Consider the following 14,498-nt stretch of genomic DNA (forward strand, 5'->3'; position numbering starts at 1 on the left):
TGGCTCTATGGGAGGCGCGCTTCCACGTCCTGGACATGACGCCACAGGGCTTGTGCCCAGAGTTGTGCCCGTTCGCGTCGGCTTCCCAGTTTGCATTCCCAGCCCACCGCGGGGGGTGCCACGCCCGTTTCGGACCGGTGCCACTCGATCAGCCGGCGCTCGAGCTCCAGTGCCTCTTCGTGGTCGGGCGTCTCCACCCACGACACCCGGGCCTGGTGTTCCTTGAGCATATGGATCACGCTGAGCGTCCACCGCTCGGCAGGAATGTACTCGGCGACCCACCCCTCCTGGTCCTGGATCCGCGCGCTCAGGCAGAGTGCGCAGCCGATGTAGAGGACGGCGCCCCGGGAGTCGGTCCATACGTACACCCCGGGCGAGCCGGGGCGGATCTGCCCCTGCGTGAACTCCTGCGGGGCGTCTGGTGTGTCCGCGAAGTGCTCGCGCAGCGCCGGCAGGAGCTCCGTGATGTGCAATACCTTGATGATCAGGTCCATTCCCATGTACCGACCGTGCGAGCGGCGCGGTGACAAGGCCATGGGGGAGCCGCCATCCGAGTGCACCGACGCGGCAACATCGGCGGGCCCTGAATCCGACCGTCGCAGCACGAGGCCCCCGCGCCGTCCGGCCGGCTGCGGGGGCCTCGTGCCGTCGTGCGGCGGGCTCGGCTACTGATCCACCCACCGGGGGCGGGTGGCGGTGCCCTGCGCGTCGACGTCAACCACGTGCACGCGGGTCCCCTGGGTGGCGATCTGAAGGGCGAGCAGTCGGGAGAGCGAGCCGGGTGTTCCGGGCTCGTCGTACTTGGGCCGACCGCCCTTGGTGATCCCGAAGGCGAGGGGGAGCCGCCTGGGGGTGGGGGCCGCCGCGTCGTTCTGGACGGGATCCGAGGTGCGCTCCGTGTGTTCGTCGGGCATGCGCTGTCTCCAGGTTCGGGAATGAGGCGGGCGAGGAGTGCGGCTGCTGCCACTGTGCCACGCGAGCGGCGGTGGCGACCGCTGCACCGGTCAAGCAGAGGGTCGGCTGGCCGGGACGGGGCTCTACCAGTACGCCGGCTGGCGCCCGCGGTGCAGGGCTCCGAGGACCGTGACGCCGAACTTGGTTCGCAGACGACGGAGTTCAAACAGCGAGAGCAGACTGACGGACACCGGTGGACCGATCAGGAAGAGCAGCTGGATCGCCGGCGGCGCCGCCACGGGAGATCCGTCGGCGAGCTGGAAGCCGAACAGCACCCAGACCAGCAGCGGGGAGAGCAGCGGGGGGAGAACCTCGTGGACGTCGCCGGTGCGGAAGACGTAGTGGACGCACAGCACCGCCGACGCGAGCCCGAAGGGAACGGCGAAGAGCACTGCCGCCAGGGCCACGAGGAGGAAGACGATCTGGAACGCACCGAACTGCGGAGCCAGGCGGGCGCCGCCGCTGTTCTGCAGCAGGAGGAACAGGACGAGCACGGCTGCGAACAGCGCTGCGAAGCCCGTCATCGGGCCTGATAGCCGGCGTATGTAGACGGCGCGGCCTGGGGCACGCGCCGCGGCCACGAAGAGCACGAGTGCCAGGGGGCCGACGACGACCAAGACGCCGGTGCTGATGAAGATCTCGGCGACCTTGTCCTTGGCGAACGAGGACATCGACTGCTGCATCGGGTACGCGTAGATCATCCATATCGTCGCCGCGATCCCGATGACCGTCCGTGCCAGTTGGACGGCTTCAATCGTCCCGTCGGTTAGCCGGCCGGGCCGGGCCGGCCGGAAGACGCGGGCCGCGAGGGCGAAGGGCAGCATCAGGAACGCCGGGCGCGCTCTCCTGGGCGGGTGCTGGGTCGTGTAGATCATCGGTTCCCCCGTAGGGCGGGCCGGGTGTCTGCCGGCGAGCGGGTGCTGAAGGGCGTGGTGCGGTCGAACTGGGCGTGAATCAACCGTTGTTGTGACCGCGCGAGGCATGCGGTGTGGGCGGATGACCACTGCGCATGACTCAATTAAGTTGACTGAAAGTGGCAGTGTAGCTTAAGCTATATGGGTCACGCGAGGGGGTTCCCTCGCTCCCCGAACCCGGGAGTTTCATGATTCACCTGCCCCTTGCCCAGGATCTCGACAAGGAGATCTACAACCCGCACGAGTTCCACAACCGGGTACGCAAGGCACTCCTCACCGCCGCGGAACTGCGGACCAGCCACTTCGGCGGCGTCATCACACCGCGCGAGGTCAGCACCCTCACGCACGAGCACATGGCGCTCGCGGCCCGCCGGATCAACGAGAAGGCTCCGACGGTGCGGGATGACGGCAGCCCGACCGCCGACCTGATCGTCGAGATCCTGCTCGCCCTTCACTCGGCTCAGCCCTCCGGCCGCAGCCGCAGCGTCCACCAGCCCTCGTGGGTCGCGGACTTCACCCAGGACCTCCACCAGGCGATCACGATCGCCTTCGACGCGTTCTGGAACAGGTTCGACGGTCACCTGACCACCGACCTCATCGACAGCCTCACCCCGCGCCAGATGACGGCCATCGCACGCCGCATCAGGAACGCAGGACGGACGGCCACCCAGCTGGGCACCCACTCCGAGTTCCTCGTCCGCCATCTCCTTCGCGTCATCCACGAGGCTCAGCCGGACGCCTCCGCGACGGCGCCCACCCCCGTCACGGCGGCCCAGCTCGACGAGAGCCAGGCAACCGGTCCGACCACCCTGAACGAGGCGGTGACCGCGGCGATCGCCGCAGCGGCGCAGTCGAAGACCCCGACGATCGTGGTCCTCAGCCTCCCTCAGCCGTAGCGCCGCCCAGCCCAGGCGGTGCCGACCGGCACCGCCTGGGCTGGGCGCGCCGCAGTACCGGTGGGTGACCTCCCCGCCCTCGGCGGAGGTGCCCCGGCTCGCCGCGTACTCGAAGTCACTCAGCCCGGACGGTCCGCGCACCCCTGCGTTCGCCGTCGAATCCCCGCCAGCCGTATCGCGGCCAGCGGCACCCGGCGATGTACCGCGCCACCGAGACCCGGCCGCCGACCTGCCTGGACGTACCTGCCCGTCACGCCACGGGCGAGATCCCTGCACGCGATCACAAACACCTTCACCACCGAGGAGTTCCTCCATGCACACTGATCTGGAAATAGCGGTCGCCACCCTGTCTGCGGGCGAACACGTCCACGCCACCGGAGTGGACACCCGTGGCCACCAGGTGACCCGCGCCGGCTACCTGCTCGCCGCGCCGGAGCCCAAGACCGGCCAGCACGACAACGGCAGCGGGGAGGGCTGGCTCGTTCACGTCGGCGCGCGCGAGGCCGCACCCGAGCGCTCCAACTGGGTCATGCTCTACCCAGGCAACGGAGAGATCGCCCGCACCCCCGAGCTGGACATGAGCCGGTGGCGCAAGACCCCGCTCACGGAGACCGGGGCGAGCGCACGCACCAGGAATCTGCAGATCGTCTTCGGCGGCAAGGCCCTCCGGGGCGCGGTCGAGCCGACCGAGGAGACCCTCGTGGACGTCAGCTACAACACCGAGGGCCTGTACAACCTGAGCCTCCCGGACACCGGGGGCGCGACGCACTTCCAGTGCCGCCTGGGCACCACCATCTGGTGGGCACCGGCGTCGGCCACGCCCTCCGCCGAAACTGACGTGTGAGCGCCGTGGCAGGCCGCACCGACTTTCCCACCCGCATCGGGGAGCCCGCGATCAAAGCTCTTGCCGCGCTGCTCCGCGGCGATGAACGCGTGGAACCCGAGCAGGCCGAGGAGCACGCGCGCCGCATCCTGGCCACGGCCGTGGGCATCGGCTACCGGCACGGCGCCGAGGCCGGCTACCTCGAGGGCCTGTCAGCGGGGGCCAAGCGCGAGCAGGAGGAGGAGTGACACCGCTCCAGACCGAACCGCGCCGTCACGCCCTGACCGGACCCGAGCAGCAAGCCTTCCAGCTTCCGGGCGCCGAGGACCTTTGCCAGCGGTGGCACGAGCGCACCCCGACCTGGCGGCGCACCAGTGAGGGCGGCTTCGACCCCGACTTGCACCGTGTCGTGGTGATCGCGGAAGGCCCCGCTCGCCGTTTCGTCGAACGCCACCACTACAGCGGCTCCTGGCCGCCGGTCCGCTTCGTCTTTGGTTTGCAGCGAGTCGACGAGCTCCCCGGCCCCGGTGAGCCGGCCGGTGGCCGCCTCCTGGGCGTGCTCTCCCTCGGAATCCCGATGAACGGAGCCGTGCTCGACGTGTTCGAAGGCGCCGCCCGCTACACCGAGACCCTCGAACTCAACCGGCTCGTGCTCCTCGACCGTGCCGAGTCCAACGCCGAATCATGGTTCTGCGCGAGGGCCTTCACCGCAGCAGCTCGCCGAGGGATACGCGGCGTCGTAGCCCACTCAGATCCACAACCGCGCGTCCGCCACACTCCCCACGGCGCCGAATTGATCAGTCCCGGCCACATCGGCCACGTGTACGCAGCCCAGGACTTCGCATACCTGGGACGCACACGCCCGCGTCGCCTTACCGTCCTGCCGGACGCCACGGTGTTCTCAGATCGGAGTGCCGCGAAGATCCGCCGCGATGAAGTCGGCCACCGCGGAGCCGAAAAGCGCCTCACCGACTTGGGCGCTCCGGGCCGCCGCCCGGGGCAACCCGGCCGTGACTGGCTTGCTGAAGCGCTCGAAGCGGTTGGCGCCACCGTGGTGCATCACGGGGGAAACCATCGTTATGCCCGTGCAATCGGCCCCCGCCGTACGCCCATCATCGCCACTTCCTACCCGCGGCCCCGGAAGCAGCGAATTGCCGAGGCGTGCCGAGGCGAGAGCCGACCATCCACGGACTCACCCTGACCGCATTCAGCAGGCCAGGCATCGTTGTCAGTGCGGCCCGTCGGTGACGGAGTGGCCGGGATGCCGGACAAGGAGTACGCCGTCGCGATCCATACGGCGGACGAGGGCGCGGTCAGACCCTGGAGGAAGCTGCTGCGCTGCTGCGCGCCCTGAACGAAGCCGAGTCCGGCGCGATGTGTTGCCTGGGGGACTGGCTTGAGGCCGGCGTCTCCTACGAACTCCCCGTCGGCGCGGTGCTCGTGCTGTGCGACCCGCTGCCCGGCGGCGACAAGAAGCGGGTGAGGAGATTCCGAGACGCTGCACGCTGCCCGGGACGCCCAGGCGTCCCGGGCAGCGTCGTCTGCGCTCGTGGGGGCGGTTCACGGACTGCCAGCGCGGTCGGACCGCGACGCCCGGCCTTGTGAACCGTCCCTGCGGGCAGCTGCGGGTCAGCCCGTCTCGTCCCCGTGTCGGCGTCCGTGGAACATCATGGAGGTTCCGCCTTCGGGCAGGTACCAGCCGTCGGCGGCCATGTACGGGGGAATGTAAGCCGGGTTGGTGTCGGTGTTCCGGTTCGAGTCGGCGTTGTCCATGTCCCGGATCACTCGGCGCTGGACCTCCCGGAAGTCGTAGCCGTCGGGTCCGTCGACCTCCCAGGTGATGTCGCGCAGCTCGACTTCGCGCTCGTCCGGATCGTCTGCGGCCGCGGCTTGGATCATCGGGTGGACCTCGATTAGCCCGCCGTACAGGCACAGGACGATGAGGAGCTGGCAGACGCGGTCGGAGAACTCGCCGAAACCGTACTCCTGGCCGCAGCCGCAGGACGGGTCATGCTTGTGGACGTCGAATTCCACTTCGTAGGGCTTGCCGGTCAGCGCGTACGCGGGCAGGGCCCGGGTCTTCCCGCTCGGGCAGGGGTGCGCGGTGTCGAACAGGTTGATCCACACCTTGACGCTCGTGGCCAGGAACCCGGTGTACTCGGCTTCCAGCGCCTTCTCGAGCCGCTGGTGGGCGGCGTACGCCTTGGTGTCGACTTCCTTCCATCCCTCGCCGAGCCGGTGCCCTGCCAGGTGCAGGAACTGGTTCGTCAGCAGGGACAGTTCATCGAGCGTGGGCTGTGCCCCGTCCGCCGAACCCGGGTTCGTGCTCGTCTCGTGCACCGTCGTTTCGTCCTCACGGGCAGCGGCGCGATCGGAGGGCCAGACGTCGGTGAGTTCGTGACCCGGTTCGGCCCGGCGGATCAGGGCGACGTCGGACAGCGTCAGGCCGAACACGGAGCGGCCGTCCGACACCTGCAGCCACGGCACATCGCGGGGGCCGGTGCTGTGCGCGTTCACGCCGATGATGTCGACGCAGATCTGTGCGGGCTCGGGGAACTGCGCACCGGGCCCGAACCACAAGGCCAGGACCCTGGTCTTCACGCCGAGGAACTGCTGCGCCTGGCGCACCGCGTGGACGGCATGGTCGGAGGGAATCCACCAGCCGTTGCGGGTCCACGCCTGCTCGGCATCGACCGCCTCGCATCCGTCGAGGTCGTAGAGGGCCTCGGCCACCTGCTGGCGGGCTTCGTCCCGCACCGCCCGGCACAAGTCGTTCGCCGGCGCCGTACTGCCCAGGCCCTGGGCATCGCCACCGCTTGCCGCTGCCCCGTCCCAGATGGGAACACCGGGCGCAGCGAACGGGATCGTGCCCAGGACGACCGCGACCTGGTTCGCGCGGTCGATGCCGTGGCTGAGGTGCGCATCGGTGGAGGACGCGGCGGGGCGGCTGTCGTCGTCCTGCGCCCCGTACCGGCGGCGCGGATCGTCGGGTTCTTCTTCGAGGCCGTGCCCGAGGAGCATCGGGAACAGCTGGTGCTTGAGGAGTACTTCGAGCCCGTACTCGATGTTCGAGGCGTCCCCGGTGACAGCGAACGGCTTCATGGTCTGCTCGAGGCCGTCACTCAAGGAGTGGACGACGTGGAAGGGGGTGCGGTGGCGGTCGCGCTCAAAGCCCTGGGTCGTGAAGGCCACCGCGAACGCGATGGCGGCAGGCCACAGGCTGTCCCTCCAGCGCACTCCGGACTCGCGGCACAGGGCCTTCGCCGCGGCGCGGGCGGCGGGATCGTGCCGGTCGACGGCGTCGACGAGTGCGGCCACCGTCGCGCCGGCGCCCAGGTCCTTGAACGCCTCGTGCCGGTGAGCGGGCGGCGGGAGCCAGATCCAGGACCGCTCCAGCGGCTCACCCCAGCGCTCCATGACAAACGGCCAGCCGCCGCGCTTCTTCAGCTCGCGGTCGAGCCGGGCCCCCAGGTCGGGGCCGCAGGACAGGGCGAGGACGGCTGCGACAGCGTCCCATCCCGCCGGCGCGGCCAGGTCGTCGTGAAGGAGCCGGTCGAGGTTGACCGCTAGGTACGGCAGGTCGGTGCGATATCCCTGGTCGCCGTCGAAGATGCAGGCAGGGCAGACGGGTTCGGCACTGCGGGAGTTCTTCAGCAGGTGGTGCTCGGGGTAGCGGTCCCCGCAGATCGGGCACGGCGTGGTGGACCACTCCTCCGCGCCCCGGACCCGCCCGAGTCGAGTTTCTCCGAGCTTGGCGTCCATGCGGCGCGCGGTGACGCGGACGGATTCGGTGGAGCAGTCCGCGACGCCGTCCTCGAAGTCCTCGGTGGTGGCGTTGCCCGACGGGCACATCGACATCAGATACAGCGGCCGGGTCAGGTCTGATTCCTCCGGATCATCCGGATCGAGTTCCTCGCCGTCGTCGTTGTCGTCTGCACGTCCCACGGACAGGTTCAGGCCTGCGACGGGTCCCGCATAAGAGGTGAGGCCGAAGGCCTCCAGATCCGGCTCATGGTGACCGGCGCCCCATCCCAGGAGACGGAACTCCGAGAGCAGGGCCTTGAGATAGTCCCTGGCGAGCAGGGGGCCCGGGGCAGGTTCGGCCGCCGCCAGGTCGGCGAGGATCCGGACGGCCTCCGCGCGGCCGGCCGCGTCCAGGACCGAGGGGAGCAGGTTGCGCTCGGCGGCGTCGATGACGCGCTCCAGAGCCCGCTGGTAGCCGCAGCCGGTCGCTTTGTTGAGGGCCCGTGCGATCTGCTGGCGGTTGGTGATGTTCTTCGATGACAAGACAGCTCCTGCACGCTCCGCGTCACGCCGTCCCACCACGACCAACGCCAGAGTGCGCAAGGGGCGGTCAAAGGACGACAAAAGCGCCGGACGTCACCACTGTGCGTCACCTCCCAGCGGCAGCTGGATTCGCCAGAGCCCGGAGGTGGGTCCGAGCAAGGCACGCTTCACGGTGAAGTGCGTTCGCCCGATGATATCCGGGCGCCTCCCCGCCCAGGGCAGTGTCCGCTGATGCCGATCCTCCTGTGGTGTGCCTCGGTCGCGGACAAAATGGCGGGATGGCCTGAGATACACCGGCACCACGAGGCGTGCGATCTTGCCCTCGCCTGGTCAAGCCTTGCGGTCGGCTACTGCCGCTTCGCCGACGTCTGCTCGGACTCTGTCCACAGCCCGCCACGCGCACCATCGCCGTCTCCGCACCTGCGTGATCTTGAAGGAGACCGCATGCCCATGACGCGATCGAGGCGCCGACCCGGCGCCGGAGCGAGCGCCCAGGCCATGGCCGACACCATCCGCGCGGCCGAGCGCCGCAAGCAGCACCGCACTGCGGCCTGGGCGATCCCGCTGCTCGTGGCGCCGGTGGCGCTCGGCATCGGGTTCCTTGTGGCGGCCGTGACCGACTGGAAGGCGGGCTTCGCGGTGGCCGCGGTGACGGCGGTGCTCGCCCTGCGCCGCATCTACCGGAGCAAGGGCAGTACCTGGGCCACCGGCGCCGCTGGCGAGCGGCGTACGCGCTGGATCCTCGCTCCACTCGTCTGGTGCGGGTTCGGACGGTGGGCAGTCCTCCACGACCGCCGAATACCCCGGTCCCGCGCCAACCTCGACCACATCGTCCTGGGCAAGTGCGGGCCCGTCTACGTCGACACGAAGACCTGGAAGTCGAAGAAATCCAAGGTCCACCTTCGGAGCGGGAAGCTCTGGTACGGCAACCACCCCCAAAAGGACTCCATCGACACGGTGTTGTGGGAGGCCAGCCGGGTGGCGGAAGCGCTCGGCCACCCTGTCCAGGCCGTCGTCGCCGTCCACTACGCCGCTGTCCCTCCGGGCGGACTGATCAGCCAGGGGGTGACGATCATCCAGTCCAGCGAGCTACGGCGATTCCTGCGCGCACTACCCAAGGAGCCCGGCTGGAACCGCAGGCGCATCGCCGGCGCCTACCGGCTCGCCGACACTCAACTCCGGCCCGCCAGCTGACGGACAACGAGCGGGCGAAGCCGGCGGGTGTGCCGCGCGGCGCTGCTTTCGACGCCGACGCGTCCCGCAACGATGTAATTCACGTGCATTGAGAAGCAGTTGTGGCTACTGTGATGTATGTGAGCCCCGGGTCGCAGTCACTGCGATCCCCCCCCGCACACTGTCCGGGGCACAGCTTGGTAGGCCCCGGTGTCCGCCTCTGCTCCCAGGAGTACGCGGCCCGGGGCACAGCCTTTTCTGCAGCCGGTGCGCGCGGGGCGCGCAACTAGTCCGGGCTGACCACGGTGTACGTGATGGTCATCCGGACGAGGCGTACCTCGGCCTCGGGGGAGTGCCGCCGGCGCTCGTGCACTCGCTCCTTCGCCAACTCGTACTCGTCGTCGCGGTAGCTGAACCGGAATCGGCCGGTAGCCGGGTGACGGACCTCGGCGATCCAGGCGTCCACGGCAGGCTCGGCTTCAACTCCGGCGTCGGCCGGCACCCACATGGTGGTCGGCACGCGTGCGGACACGACCCGGGTGGCCTCGACACTGCGGTCCCATCCGTGGTCCACGACGCCCTGCTCGGTGAGCGGCTGATCGTAGTCGACGGCCCAGAAGGCACCCTCGTGCCGGAATACGCACCGCCGGGTCTCCGCCCAACAGCCGTTGGACACATGGAAGTCGGCCACGGCGGCGTGCTCGGGAAGGTCGTGGGGAACGCCGACGGCACGGAGCTCCTCGACGGTGAAGGTGCGGGTATTCAACGAACTCCTCACGGGACGGCCCGGAACGCCTGGGGGCCGCGGACGCGGTCCACGGCCCCCAGGGAGGTCACTTGACGGTGTCGGCCTCGGCCAGCTGCGCGACGCGGTGGCCGAGCTCGGTGCGGAAGGCCCGGAAGCGCGGTCCGTGTACGCCGGAGCCACCGTCGTTCGGCTGGACGACGCCGTGGTCGTCGCGGTACTCCGCCAGGCCCAGCACGGCAAGCCCGTTGCGGGTGACCCAGTGGACCTTGTTGGTGAAGGCCCCGTTCTCCTCAACCCGTTCGGTCAGGTCGCGCCACTGGGCCGCGCTCAGCGCGGCGCGGCGGCCCGTCCAGGTGATCCGCCAGGTCGTCGGCCCGGTGTAGGCGAGTGCTTCGACGTTGGTGAGCCGGTATCCGTCGGAATCTTCGCGGTAGATGAACTCCGCGTCGAGCATGGCCTTGAGCAGGCGGGGCGACACCCGCGGCGGGAGGTGGCCGTACTGGTGGACCGACGCGGCCTTGAGGTACTCGACCTCGCGGGCGGTGGCCTGACGAGGTGCCTCGGGCTTGAGGTGCACAAAGCCTCCTTCAAGAGGATGAACGGGTGGCCGCCCCTGGGCTGGGGTGCACGGCGGGGCGACCGGCGCTGCGGGCGCCGGGCTCAGCGGAGCCCGGCGGCAGTGGGTGCGGCTGCTGCGCGGCTCGGCGAGGCGCGGCTCGATGTCACAGCACTGCGGACACCACGACATAGACGCCGGCGAAGCCGACAACGACCGCGCCGAGCTCCAGGAAGTCGGAGTCCATGCGCTTGTCGGCTGCGTGGAGCCCGCCTGCGGCAAACAGCAGCCCCAGTCCGATGATGAGTTGGAGCCACCAGGGCAGCTCCGTGACGCTGGAGAGATCGGCATCGGAGGCAAGGAACATAGGCACAGGGGTGCTCATTTCTCGTTGATGGTGAAGCGGCTGGTGCGCCCGTCGTGGCAGTCCGGCTCGTGCATCACGTCAGGTCGGGATCGGTGCAGTGGACCGTCCTCGTACGCCCCACGGCGTCGGTCACCGTCCACAAGGACTCGGTGATGCCGGGGTCGAGCTGGCGGCCCCGGGCTTCGTCGGCGGCCTGCTGGACGTCGGCGACGTCGTCGATGGCGATGCGCCAGGTCGCGACGAACGTCCGCGGGGCCGTCGCAGGCGCAGGGACGTCGGGGATGAACACCAGGGTGCCGAGATCGACGGCGCTCTCCCATCCCGCACGGCGCAGCGTCTTGGAGTAGGCGGCGTTCTGGTCCTCTTCCAGCTCCCAGGTGTCGGAGCTGAGGGGGTTGTACTGGACGACAAGGTGTTCTGCGCCGTGGTCGGGGCGAAAGACGCGGAGTTCGCTCAGCTCATGGCCGGCTGCATCGAGCGCGGCACGGACGGCGGAGACGGCCGGGTCGGCCTGGGCGGTCGTGGGCATGGAGGAGTCCGTTCTCTTGAGGAGTCGGCTGACGGGCGGCGGGGGCTAAGCGGTGACCAGGGCGTGCAGTTCGTTGACACGGCGCTCGGCGTCGGTCACGGCGATGAGCGCGCGGATCGCCGACTCGCGACGCGCGCTGAGCTGGGCGGTGTAGGTCTTCAGGAAGACCTGTGCGGCCTGCCGCCGGGCGGCGGTGGTCAGCTCGTCGAGGTCCTGGCGCTCGCGCCAGGTATCGAGGACGGCGTCGAGGACGGCCCGTGCGTGCCGGTGAGTGCGAGGCGGAAGCCATTCGGGGCGTCCGGTCTTGCCCCGGCGAAGGGGCCGGAAGTCCGGGGCGTTCTCCCAGGCGATGCGGACCGGTCCGGTGAGCAGGATGTTGTTCACCGACAGCGGCCGAGTTTCGTGCAGGGCGAAGGCGGGTGCGAACTTGTCGGGATTGATGAGGAGTTCGGCGGGCCCCTGGTCGGGCATGGTGGGGTCGTCCGCCGAGGCGGCGGGGGAGAGCATCACGCAGCCGCGTACGTGTGGGCCGTGGAGCCGGTACAGGACGCTTCCGGAGCGGACGTCGGTGCGCGCGGCGATGTCGAGCCGGCCGTAGGGACCGAGGTCGCGGGCGGTGGTGTGTTCCTCGCGAAGTCCTGAATCAGGCACGTCGGCTCCTTGCGGCGGTCAGGGGCCGACGGGCCCGCCCGGGGGGTTGGGCGGGCCCGTCGGAGGAAGCCGTCCGGCGGGCCTAGGAGAGCACCGGACGGCGGGCTGATGAGTCACGCCAGGGGGAGCTCTCGGAAGATCGCCCCCAACCAGGTTGACGCTCTTAGTTTAATCCAAAGCCACTCTTTGATCAAGTTAATAGGGTCATCGGCTCCGTGTGAACAGGAGGCCGTTGAGGGCCGCCGGTTATGGCAGGGAAGACTGTTCGCCGGGCCCGATGACCTCGCCCTGGATGGTGTGCGGGGCGTGGTCGATCGCCGGAGGGGCCCCCTCGTGCGGGACGATGACTCCCTCCAGGGCCGTGCGCGGGTCGAGCAGCGCGAGAAGCCGAAAGGCCAGCTCGGCGGGCACGTCAGAGAGCGTGATGTCCATGCTCGTCGCGTCGTGCCGCAGCTTCACCCCACAGGAGACGACGGCGGGCCGGTCCGGGAGACCGGCCTCGGCGTCCGGCCGGTGCGACCTGGGCAGGCTCGGAGGCTCCTGGTGTGACGCGGCGCGGTGCCCGAGATCCGGCAGGACCTGCTCCAGGCGGCGCTTCATGGCCATCCGGGCCTGCCGCGCCCGCTCGGAGTCGGCGGCGGCCTCGAGCGCCGCGCTGATCGTCTTGAGGTAGTCAGGCAGTACGCGCCGTCTGATCTCGCTGAAAATCCGGGCCGGCGACTGGCTCATCCCAACCGTGATCGACTCTGCCCGCGGCCCGGAATGGCTCAGCGGGTAGATGCCCTCGACCGTCAGACGCCGACCCGCGTCGCCCTTGCGGTGCCTGTTCCCGTGGCGGATCCCGATGCCGATCCCGGACGGGTGGAACAGGGTGGTGGAGCAGAAGTGCGACCGCTCCGGGGCGTGATGGGTCCAGCCGCCGCCCTCGATGCCGTGGCCGTTGAAGAGGTCGACGAGGGCACGCCCAAGGCCGTCGGAGAGGGCGCGCACAGCCTGCAGGTCCGAGATGAGTCTTCTCCTCGTGGAGGTGGCGGGTGAATGGTCGGGCGTCGGGTGGACTACGAGCGGGGTGCTTCGTCCGCCGGGGATTGTGGGGCGAGCGCGACGGCAATGCGCAGGACCTCGGCGGCCTTGAAGACGCTCTCGTCATCCAGCTTGAGATGGACATCGCCGCGGCCGAACGGTGAGCGGGTCGCTGTCCCGAGGCCGTCGCCTGCCAGGTTGAGGATCTCCATCTGCTCATCACGGGCCAGGGATGCCAGGGTGGGCCAAGGGTCCTGCTCGCAGTCGCAGGCATCGTCGTGGAAGCACTCCTCCTGCAGGCGCTCCCGGATCTGCTCGTAGGCCGCGGGGCTGACACGGATGTCCAGAGTGGCCCGGTTGCCCTGGGAATCAGGGACGATCCGGGCCGTACCCAGGCCCGAGGTCATCACGGTGTGCAGTGCGCCGGGAATCCCGCTGTACTGGCGGAGATGGCCCCCTGCGGCGTCGGCCATGGTCGCCAGCGCGACGGTCCGGGCCGCGTCGATGGCGTGGCGGACTCCGTCGAACACGGCCCGAAGGGCCATGACGGAGCTGTGAGGAAGGGCGTGAGGGTCAGGACGGTTCACGTCGTGCCTTTCTCCAGAGCGGGGCAGTCGTCAGACGGTCTGTGCCAGGACCTGCCGGTCCTCGCGGAAGCGCTGGATCAGCCGCAGACGCGGGCCGCCCTGCAGGAGCGCCGGCAGCTCTGCAGCCGCCGGCTCGCCGTCAGCGACCCGGCGGGCGTAGGCGATGGCCTCCTGGAAGGCGCTCAGGTACGAGCGAAGGTCCTCGGCCGCGCGTCGCCGCTGCCGCCGCTCCCGGCGGGTCCAGGCCTCGCCGATGCGCTGCTCGTTGCGCTCGTGGACGCGCTCGAGCAGGAAGCGACCTCCGACGAGAGAGGCCAGGGCCCGGCTTCCGGCGACGACGCTGCCGGCGCCGGAGGCGCTCAGCGGCAGGACGTCGGCGGCCGCGCGGTCGACGGAGAAGGCGATCGCCTTCCAGGCGTCGTCTTGCAGAAGGGCGTGGCTGGCCCGCCCGGGAAGGCTGGGTCGCTTCAGCGTGAACCGGATCCGGGGCAGGAGCGATATGGCGGACGAGCTCATGGTCGAAGTCCTTTCGCGAGGGCGGCCGGATCTGCTCGGACGGCAAGCGGCCGAAGGCGGTCGGATGCGTCCCAAGGGCAGGCGGCTGGGGGTGGGGTGCGTGGAGCGGGTCGCGGAGACGATCAGGCGACGCTGAAAAGTTAACGCACAACTCAATTATGCGTCAAATTATTCGGGTCGTCGGTGGTGTGGCCGAGAAGGGGCCTCGCCGACCCGAGGCTGCCGTCGTGTGGCTGAGCGCGGCCACTGGCACCGTCGCTCCCGGCGACCTGGTCCGAGCGTCGGGCTGAGCGCGATGGTTGTCACCTCGTAGGCGCCGAAGTTGTCACCAGGGCATGCACCCGCGTACGGCGACCAGGCGAAGCGCGCCGCAGAATCAACCGGTGACGGACGTCGCGCCCAGATGGCAACTACCTCGCCCCCAGCCGGACGTCGGGCCCGGACCGTGGTGCGGGGCGGGATTGTCAGTGGGGC

General features: G+C 69.8%; 17 protein-coding genes. 5 read left to right on the plus strand and 12 right to left on the minus strand.

All coding sequences use genetic code 11. The annotated features are described in order from the left end of the window. Positions 1-5: 5 nt before the first annotated feature. The 3 genes from OG883_RS44625 to OG883_RS44635 form a co-directional block, all read right to left on the minus strand. Positions 6-500: a GIY-YIG nuclease family protein gene (locus tag OG883_RS44625; protein WP_266554352.1), complete on the minus strand. Its 495-nt coding sequence runs from the start codon at positions 498-500 to the stop codon at positions 6-8. Between the two features lie 165 nt (positions 501-665). Further along, positions 666-914: a hypothetical protein gene (locus OG883_RS44630; RefSeq protein ID WP_266554354.1), complete on the minus strand. Its 249-nt coding sequence runs from the start codon at positions 912-914 to the stop codon at positions 666-668. A gap of 123 nt (positions 915-1,037) precedes the next feature. Further along, positions 1,038-1,829 (minus strand): hypothetical protein, encoded by a 792-nt coding sequence (locus tag OG883_RS44635; RefSeq protein ID WP_266554356.1) that lies wholly within the window; start codon positions 1,827-1,829, stop codon positions 1,038-1,040. Between the two features lie 227 nt (positions 1,830-2,056). Here OG883_RS44635 and OG883_RS44640 point away from each other — a divergent pair, with 227 nt between their 5' ends. The 4 genes from OG883_RS44640 (at position 2,057) to OG883_RS44655 (ending at position 4,788) form a co-directional block, all read left to right on the plus strand. Continuing rightward, positions 2,057-2,764: a hypothetical protein gene (locus OG883_RS44640; protein ID WP_266554358.1), complete on the plus strand. Its 708-nt coding sequence runs from the start codon at positions 2,057-2,059 to the stop codon at positions 2,762-2,764. A 313-nt stretch (positions 2,765-3,077) separates the two neighbouring features. Next, positions 3,078-3,608, plus strand: coding sequence for a hypothetical protein (locus OG883_RS44645; protein ID WP_266554360.1), 531 nt, complete (start codon positions 3,078-3,080; stop codon positions 3,606-3,608). Between the two features lie 5 nt (positions 3,609-3,613). Next, positions 3,614-3,835, plus strand: coding sequence for a hypothetical protein (locus tag OG883_RS44650; protein WP_266554362.1), 222 nt, complete (start codon positions 3,614-3,616; stop codon positions 3,833-3,835). Further along, on the plus strand, positions 3,832-4,788 hold the full coding sequence (locus OG883_RS44655; RefSeq protein ID WP_266554364.1) for a hypothetical protein: 957 nt from the start codon (positions 3,832-3,834) through the stop codon (positions 4,786-4,788). The genes OG883_RS44650 and OG883_RS44655 overlap by 4 nt, the downstream gene beginning before the upstream one ends. A 428-nt stretch (positions 4,789-5,216) precedes the next feature. Here OG883_RS44655 and OG883_RS44660 read toward each other — a convergent pair whose 3' ends face one another. Beyond that, entirely contained in the window at positions 5,217-7,874 is a 2,658-nt protein-coding gene (locus OG883_RS44660) for a hypothetical protein (protein WP_266554366.1), read from the minus strand. A gap of 450 nt (positions 7,875-8,324) precedes the next feature. Here OG883_RS44660 and OG883_RS44665 point away from each other — a divergent pair, with 450 nt between their 5' ends. Continuing rightward, a complete protein-coding gene (locus tag OG883_RS44665; RefSeq protein WP_266554368.1) occupies positions 8,325-9,068 on the plus strand; it encodes a nuclease-related domain-containing protein in 744 nt (247 codons plus the stop codon). 265 nt (positions 9,069-9,333) lie between these two features. Here OG883_RS44665 and OG883_RS44670 read toward each other — a convergent pair whose 3' ends face one another. From OG883_RS44670 to OG883_RS44705, 8 genes are all read right to left on the minus strand, one after another. Further along, positions 9,334-9,813: a hypothetical protein gene (locus OG883_RS44670; RefSeq protein ID WP_266554370.1), complete on the minus strand. Its 480-nt coding sequence runs from the start codon at positions 9,811-9,813 to the stop codon at positions 9,334-9,336. Between the two features lie 67 nt (positions 9,814-9,880). Next, on the minus strand, positions 9,881-10,372 hold the full coding sequence (locus tag OG883_RS44675; protein ID WP_266554372.1) for a hypothetical protein: 492 nt from the start codon (positions 10,370-10,372) through the stop codon (positions 9,881-9,883). 145 nt (positions 10,373-10,517) lie between these two features. After that, positions 10,518-10,724, minus strand: a complete 207-nt coding sequence (locus OG883_RS44680) for a hypothetical protein (RefSeq protein ID WP_266554374.1) — start codon at positions 10,722-10,724, stop codon at positions 10,518-10,520. Positions 10,725-10,791: 67 nt separating this feature from the next. Beyond that, the gene (locus OG883_RS44685) at positions 10,792-11,247 is read right to left on the minus strand and encodes a hypothetical protein (protein WP_266554376.1); all 456 of its coding nucleotides are present in this window, start codon (positions 11,245-11,247) and stop codon (positions 10,792-10,794) included. 45 nt (positions 11,248-11,292) lie between these two features. Continuing rightward, positions 11,293-11,898 carry a hypothetical protein gene (locus OG883_RS44690; protein WP_266554378.1) on the minus strand — a complete coding sequence of 202 codons (606 nt, stop codon included), beginning with the start codon at positions 11,896-11,898 and terminating at the stop codon, positions 11,293-11,295. A gap of 246 nt (positions 11,899-12,144) precedes the next feature. Next, positions 12,145-12,888, minus strand: a complete 744-nt coding sequence (locus tag OG883_RS44695) for a hypothetical protein (RefSeq protein WP_266554380.1) — start codon at positions 12,886-12,888, stop codon at positions 12,145-12,147. A 68-nt stretch (positions 12,889-12,956) separates the two neighbouring features. Next, on the minus strand, positions 12,957-13,466 hold the full coding sequence (locus OG883_RS44700; protein ID WP_266554382.1) for a hypothetical protein: 510 nt from the start codon (positions 13,464-13,466) through the stop codon (positions 12,957-12,959). A gap of 72 nt (positions 13,467-13,538) precedes the next feature. Continuing rightward, positions 13,539-14,024: a hypothetical protein gene (locus OG883_RS44705; protein WP_266554384.1), complete on the minus strand. Its 486-nt coding sequence runs from the start codon at positions 14,022-14,024 to the stop codon at positions 13,539-13,541. Between the last annotated feature and the right edge of the window lie 474 nt (positions 14,025-14,498).

It is taken from the genome of Streptomyces sp. NBC_01142, from assembly GCF_026341125.1.
Classification (GTDB): Bacteria; Actinomycetota; Actinomycetes; order Streptomycetales; family Streptomycetaceae; genus Streptomyces.

Bases quoted from the DNA above. Each gene is read 5' to 3' on its own strand.
- OG883_RS44705 (WP_266554384.1), bottom strand. From the start codon at position 14,024: ATGAGCTCGTCCGCCATATCGCTCCTGCCCCGGATCCGGTTCACGCTG.
- OG883_RS44685 (WP_266554376.1), bottom strand. From the start codon at position 11,247: ATGCCCACGACCGCCCAGGCCGACCCGGCCGTCTCCGCCGTCCGTGCC.
- OG883_RS44645 (WP_266554360.1), top strand. From the start codon at position 3,078: ATGCACACTGATCTGGAAATAGCGGTCGCCACCCTGTCTGCGGGCGAA.
- OG883_RS44630 (WP_266554354.1), bottom strand. From the start codon at position 914: ATGCCCGACGAACACACGGAGCGCACCTCGGATCCCGTCCAGAACGAC.
- OG883_RS44700 (WP_266554382.1), bottom strand. From the start codon at position 13,466: ATGGCCCTTCGGGCCGTGTTCGACGGAGTCCGCCACGCCATCGACGCG.
- OG883_RS44625 (WP_266554352.1), bottom strand. From the start codon at position 500: ATGGGAATGGACCTGATCATCAAGGTATTGCACATCACGGAGCTCCTG.
- OG883_RS44635 (WP_266554356.1), bottom strand. From the start codon at position 1,829: ATGATCTACACGACCCAGCACCCGCCCAGGAGAGCGCGCCCGGCGTTC.
- OG883_RS44665 (WP_266554368.1), top strand. From the start codon at position 8,325: ATGACGCGATCGAGGCGCCGACCCGGCGCCGGAGCGAGCGCCCAGGCC.
- OG883_RS44640 (WP_266554358.1), top strand. From the start codon at position 2,057: ATGATTCACCTGCCCCTTGCCCAGGATCTCGACAAGGAGATCTACAAC.